Raw genomic sequence first — 4959 nt, 5'->3', positions numbered from 1 at the left:
GCCCCGAATCTGACCACTGATGTTGGCTCGGGGCTGGGCCGCATTCGTGCGGAGGACATCGCCGCTTTCTTGAAGCACGGTCACGGCGGAGGACTCGTTCCCTTTGGCAGCATGGTGCAGGTCGTCGAGGACAGCACGCAATACATGACTGACGGCGACCTGGCGGCGATTGCGCGGTATTTGAAGGATCTGCCCGCTCAGAAGCCTGCCTCCGCGTACGCGCCTCGGTCTAGTGTTGCGCGCATGAGCGTGCAAGCATTACGCACAGGCGCGATGGAGCGGCCAGGTGCCGGCATCTTCCTGTCGTTCTGCGCGAAGTGCCACGGCGTCGAGGGAATGGGCAAACCTAACAAATATCCCCGGCTGGCGGGCAACCCGACCGTGCTCGCGCCCGAAGTCACTTCGCTTGTGCGCCTCGTGGTGGAGGGGGGCAGGGCACCCCATACTGAGGGCGGGCCGCAACCGGAGAAGATGCCCGCGTTCGGACCGAAGCTCACCAGCGAGGAAATCGCGCACGTGTTGACCTTCGTGCGCAGCATGTGGGGAAATGAAGCCGCGCCCGTCACTTCTCGTGACGTCGCGTCGCTCAGAGAGAGCATCCACAAATGACGCGCTACTGTCGTGAGTTAGAAGTTTGTTGAATCAATTTCCTGGTCTTTCTGGAATAACGAAATGTTGACTAAAGAGCCGCTCGGACTCGCGCAGCCCTTCTTCGGTAAAGATAACGGACTTCGTTTTGTTGACCGGGTCTTCGATGAAACCCCGTTCGTAGAGTCGGTTCAGCACGTCCCAGTCGAAACTCTTCCACGCGCGGTATCGGTCATGCAGCGTTAGGTACAAAAGTGCCAGGGCGACGTCATCAATTGCGTCGGTGTTGATGTTCATGATGCTTCCCCCGCGACCTCCCGGACCTGCATACAAAACCGTTCGAGACTGGCAACGAATCGCTTCGCTCCCCTCAAAGAACGTGGCGATCGCCAGTTAATGCCTTTTGAGTTTCGATATCGCGCCGGCGATGTGCCGCAATCATCGCCAGCTCAAGTTCGTTCATCGCTGCTTGTCCGTGGCAAGTCCGTGGTACCTTTGTCGTCTGTTTCGTCCGCGGTCTGCGAGGCGTCAGACGAAGTTTCGAGTTGTTTGCGCGCTTGATGCCAGAATTGCTCGTCTCCCCCTTCTGGGCAACCTGCTTCTTCCCAGAGGCGATAGGCCAATGCGCGTATTTGCTCTTCGGTAATAGGGACTTTCATGTCTCGCTCCTCGTGAGTCGGTCCGGCCAAACGGAGTGACGCGTGAAATCCAGCACGATGTGGTCGAAGCGAGCACGATTTGATGGCGATAGATGACCCGGAAACACTGTGATCGTGACAGATCGTGACTGAGACGCCAATTAGGACGTTTCCCGAAGCTACCGCTGCTTTCAAGAGGTCGACGAGTGTGTCTTTGAACCAGGGGCAGCACCGTTCTCGGGCCGTGTTAGCAGCTCTCGCCAAACTCGGATGTCGCGACGAGCGACCGCGTCACGGTTACCTTTCAACACCTCAAAATAAGTCTTATCGTCTGCTCGCCGAAAGCGGATATCGAATATTTGCTCGCCGAGATGCAAATCCTTGAGCTTAATGTCGCTCAGCCAAGGCGGCAGGTCCGGATCGACGAACAGCGTCTTGTTCGGCGCATCCGGTTGAAAGCCAAGCATGGCATACAGAAGTGAGAAGACTGATCCCGCCGCCCAGGCCTGGGGAACATTCGCGCCGAGGTATTGGACGGGAAAGTTCGATCCGTTGCGGCGAAGACCTGCATAGAGTTCGGGTAGTTGATTGAGCGCGAAAAAGCGTCCGGCCTCATATACATCGTGTGCGATCTCGCCGGCTTGCGTCGCATAGCCGTAACGTTTGAAGCCTTCGGCGATGAGGCCATTGTCGTGCGGCCACACTGCGCCATTCTGGTAGGAGTAGGGATTGTAAGTCGGATGGTCGGCCGAAAGCGTTCGTATGCCCCAACCGCTCCACATGTCCTCCTGCATGAGCCGCGCGACGACCCGACCTGCGCGATCCGGGGGCACGATCCCGGACCACAAGCAGTGGCCTGGATTGGAAGCAACGCTCAGCACCTTTTTCTTGTCGCCATCGAGTGCGAGCGCGTAGAAACCAGTTTCTTCATCCCAAAAATCGGCGTTGAATCGTACGAAGAGATCGGCAGCCTTTTCTCGCAAGGTGCTCGAACGGGCCTTGTCGCCCAGCACATCATAGATCTTCGCCATTCGCAGCCACGCATCATAAACGTAGCCTTGCAGTTCGCATGTGGCTTTCGGGGCTTGAACCGGTTTTCCGTCCGGATAGACGATAGCTTCGCCCGCATCCTTCCAGCTCTGATTCTCGAGGCCGGCCGGCGAGCGCGTAGCGTATTCCTGGAAACCATCGCCGTCCTGATCGCCATACTTGTCGATCCAGCTGAGACAGCGTTCGGCGGTTGGCAGGTGCCGTCTCAGCAGCGCAAGGTCTCCCGTGCAGCACCACGCCGTATGCAGCGTAATGAGGTAGAGCGGCGTTGCGTCCGCCGTCCCGTAATATGGTGTGTGGGGAATTCGGCCGAGATAAGCCAGCTCGCCAAGGCGCAGTTCATGCATGATCTTGCCGGGCTCCGCGTCACGATAGTCATCCCACTCAGTTGCCTGACGCGCACCCAGTACTTCCAGCGTTCCGTGCGCAAAAGCCGGATAGACCAATGACGTCTGCAGCGAAGCGATCAAGCTGTCGCGTCCGAACAAGGCAACGAACCATGGCAGTCCCGCGGCCGGCACTACATGTGCGACATCAGCGCCGGGGGTAGGGACTAGCACCCGCAGGCGAAGCGCGGACAGATCATCAGTGGCCTGGCGAAACAGGCGGCGGACCGTGTCATTGCTGCTATCCAGTTTGAGCACAGTGCCTTGCCACCGTTTAAGCCGCGCGCTATTTTCTGAAGCATCGTCGTCGTCACCGCAGCAAATGCTCGGTGCCGAGAAGCGTTCGCAGCCGTCCGAGAGATCGTATCGAAGGCAGCAGTGCCAGCGTGCGGCGTGCTCTATCGTAATGTCGAAGGAGATACGGCCATTCGAGTAGGCGGCCGCGGTATCGTTGTTATCGACCGTTACTTCAATCGTGCGAACGAAACCCTCGTTGCGATACGCGGTGGTAAGACGCCGCTGGGATTCAGACCATGTCGTCGTGATGCGGCCGCGCCGGACGAAGTCTCCCGACTTCACCTCAAAAATATCGGCAAAGTCACTGCGTATCGCTATCTCGAGGTTGAAGCTTACCTTTGAGTTACTGTAGTTATTAAGGTCGATATCTTCGTGCAAGCCGCCGCCGATCTCACGACTGAGCGTGAGCCCGAGTGTATGCGGCAAGACCTCGCCAGCCTCGGTCGATAGTGCACGGTTCGTCAGAAAAATGCGCGCAGCGAAAGCGGCCGTCGTTCCGCCGTTGAGAAGATCCCACGGCTCACCGTTCGCGTAAACGGTCCAGCTGCTGATCACGCGAGTATCGAAGAAATATAAACCTTTTTTTGTTCTCCCGACGATCTGACCATCCGGTTCGGTCAAGAGAACAGCATGGCCTTGGTGGATGGCAAGCTGCGGCGGTCCTACTTTGACCTCGAGCGACATCTGCACCTCCTTTACTGCGGGTCATGCGGGAAAACCGCTAAGCAACCGATACCGCTCGGTTCGCATCGCCCCTCCCCTCATTCTAGGCCCGCAACATTTCAAATGGCCGCGGCGGCTCAATGCACGCGTACCCTATGACTGACGACCCGTTGCACGAACCTTTGATCGCTTCAAATCGCGGAGCAAACAGCGTGCTTGGATCGCCGATTGCCAGCCAAACAGGCGCAAGCGCTTATAGTGAATCGTACGAAAGCGACGATTCCCACGCGACGATTGGAAAGCATTAGATCTTGCAGCGCCACTCGCTCAAACCAGATCAACATCAGTCAAGCAAACGATGACTATCGGATGTCCAGAATGCGGTGCGCTCGAAGACGGTTGTAGCGCGGCAATATAGAGCGCGAGCATCAACGCGTACTCCGAGGCGCAGGATGCGGAATTCCGGTTGAACGTGCGAGAGAGGAACGTTTCGTGCGCAGTATCGGCTAATCAGTCGCTGACTTGCCCGATGCGCTTTCTTCACAACAAGCCCGATAGCAGGATGCGGGGCAGCACCCGGGCGGCCCGTTCGTGGGCGGCCGACGTTGGCCCGGGGCTCGTTACGACCGCGTCGGACAACGACCCGAGCGGCCTCGCGACGTATTCACTCGCCGGCGCATGGTATGGGTTCGACATGCTGTGGGTGTGTGTCCTCACTTATCCGTTGACCGTCGCGCTGCAGTTGATCGCGAGTCGAGTTGCTGCGATTACTGGCCGCGGACTGACGGTGAACATGCGCGAACATTATTCGCCGCTGTTCTTCTACTTTGGCGTTGGGCGGTTTCTGCTCGCCAATACGTTCAATATCGCTGTCGATGTTCTTGCGATGGGCATCGCGCTACGCGTGTTCTGCGGCGGTTCAGTCGCATGGCTCACGCTCGCATCGGGCGGCGCGTCGCTCGCGCTGCAATGGTGCATTCCCTATGCGCGTTATGCCCGGGTGCTCAAGTGGCTGACGCTCGCGATGTTTGCGTACGTCGGTGTCATCCTCGTCATCGACGGCAGTGTCGCGGCCGCAGCGATCAACATGCAGATGGAGACCGCATTGGAAAGCGCGGTCCTCACGGCTCGTAAAATCCACGGTTTCCACGTGCACGTTTTCGCTCGCGAGTATCCGCGCATGGATCGGTCGAGATGTCCGACGCGTGCCATGAAGCATTGAAAGATTGGCGGCATGGATCGGGCCGGCGACGTCGCGCAAGGCAAGATCTCGAAGAAACGCGCATGGTGTTTTTTATCTCACACCAGTATTGATTCGATGAAAACTACCCGCCCGG

Annotated in this window: 5 protein-coding genes; 2 read left to right on the top strand and 3 right to left on the bottom strand. The window is 58.1% G+C overall.

What is annotated here, in order from left to right; genetic code table 11:
• On the top strand, nucleotides 1-609 hold a 609-nt coding region (locus AWB74_RS43305), incomplete at its 5' end, for a c-type cytochrome (RefSeq protein ID WP_143749509.1).
• Between the two features lie 33 nt (nucleotides 610-642).
• Here AWB74_RS43305 and AWB74_RS43300 read toward each other — a convergent pair.
• The 3 genes from AWB74_RS43300 to AWB74_RS43290 all read right to left on the bottom strand — a co-directional run bounded on the left by AWB74_RS43300 (nucleotide 643) and on the right by AWB74_RS43290 (nucleotide 3643).
• Nucleotides 643-885, bottom strand: a complete 243-nt coding sequence (locus AWB74_RS43300; protein ID WP_061152630.1) for a DUF6429 family protein — start codon at nucleotides 883-885, stop codon at nucleotides 643-645.
• A gap of 152 nt (nucleotides 886-1037) precedes the next feature.
• A complete protein-coding gene (locus AWB74_RS43295) occupies nucleotides 1038-1247 on the bottom strand; it encodes a DUF2934 domain-containing protein (RefSeq protein WP_087039568.1) in 210 nt (69 codons plus the stop codon).
• Between the two features lie 170 nt (nucleotides 1248-1417).
• Nucleotides 1418-3643, bottom strand: a complete 2226-nt coding sequence (locus AWB74_RS43290; protein ID WP_061152629.1) for an amylo-alpha-1,6-glucosidase — start codon at nucleotides 3641-3643, stop codon at nucleotides 1418-1420.
• Between the two features lie 541 nt (nucleotides 3644-4184).
• Here AWB74_RS43290 and AWB74_RS43285 point away from each other — a divergent pair.
• Nucleotides 4185-4844: a divalent metal cation transporter gene (locus tag AWB74_RS43285; RefSeq protein WP_235024938.1), complete on the top strand. Its 660-nt coding sequence runs from the start codon at nucleotides 4185-4187 to the stop codon at nucleotides 4842-4844.
• Nucleotides 4845-4959 lie beyond the last annotated feature (115 nt).

Source organism: Caballeronia arvi (genome assembly GCF_001544695.2).
In the GTDB taxonomy this organism is placed as follows: Bacteria; Pseudomonadota; Gammaproteobacteria; order Burkholderiales; family Burkholderiaceae; genus Caballeronia; species Caballeronia arvi.
This window is presented reverse-complemented; position numbering and strand designations above follow the sequence as displayed.

Excerpts from the sequence above, each read along its gene's own strand:
- AWB74_RS43300 (WP_061152630.1), bottom strand. The coding sequence starts at position 885 with ATGAACATCAACACCGACGCAATTGATGACGTCGCCCTGGCACTTTTG.
- AWB74_RS43295 (WP_087039568.1), bottom strand. The coding sequence starts at position 1,247 with ATGAAAGTCCCTATTACCGAAGAGCAAATACGCGCATTGGCCTATCGC.
- AWB74_RS43290 (WP_061152629.1), bottom strand. The coding sequence starts at position 3,643 with ATGTCGCTCGAGGTCAAAGTAGGACCGCCGCAGCTTGCCATCCACCAA.
- AWB74_RS43285 (WP_235024938.1), top strand. The coding sequence starts at position 4,185 with ATGCGGGGCAGCACCCGGGCGGCCCGTTCGTGGGCGGCCGACGTTGGC.